The sequence below is a fragment of the Burkholderia sp. A2 genome (assembly GCF_001729305.1).
Taxonomy (GTDB): domain Bacteria; phylum Pseudomonadota; class Gammaproteobacteria; order Burkholderiales; family Burkholderiaceae; genus Burkholderia; species Burkholderia sola.
On sequence record NZ_LZXX01000008.1, the window covers coordinates 1,945 to 2,392 of the forward strand.

At 70.1% G+C, this 448-nt stretch carries 1 protein-coding gene and 1 pseudogene; both read left to right on the forward strand.

Annotated features, from left to right (window positions below; translation table 11 throughout):
- A pseudogene (locus A9Z05_RS37375) lies at nucleotides 1-86 on the forward strand (peptidoglycan-associated lipoprotein); the annotation flags it as partial.
- A 131-nt stretch (nucleotides 87-217) separates the two neighbouring features.
- Nucleotides 218-379: a hypothetical protein gene (locus A9Z05_RS36740; RefSeq protein WP_176730124.1), complete on the forward strand. Its 162-nt coding sequence runs from the start codon at nucleotides 218-220 to the stop codon at nucleotides 377-379.
- Nucleotides 380-448 lie beyond the last annotated feature (69 nt).

The following is a 448-nucleotide window of genomic DNA, read 5'->3' on the forward strand; positions in this document are numbered from 1 at the left end:
GCCTCGGCAAGGAAAAGCCGGTCGCGGCCGGCCACGACGAGGAAGCGTGGGCGCAGAACCGCCGCGCCGATCTCGTCTATCGTTGATCCAGGCGCCGCCGCGGCGATACGCAAAAAGCATGGAATAAGCGCCCCGCCGAAACGTCTTGTCATCGCGCAGACGCGCGGTTCACGCGAACCGCCTTTCCTGTGGGCCTGCGCGCTGCAAGGAGATTGCCATGAAATCGGCAACGTTGGCTGCGACGCTGATCGCGGCGCTGGTGCTCGTGCTGTCGGCGGGCTGTACGTCGTCGGGCGGCGGCGTGTCGCAAGGACCGGGCATGAGCCGGTACGGCGGCGCCGGTGGCAGCGGCGGCAGTGGCGGAGGCGGCGGCTACTGACGCGCCGCCGAACTGGCTTGAACGGGTGTCACGTACAAGCGCGGCCGGTGCCCGGCCGCGTCGCGCGCG

Coding starts and splice junctions, on each gene's coding strand:
- A9Z05_RS36740 (WP_176730124.1), top strand. CDS start 218: ATGAAATCGGCAACGTTGGCTGCGACGCTGATCGCGGCGCTGGTGCTC.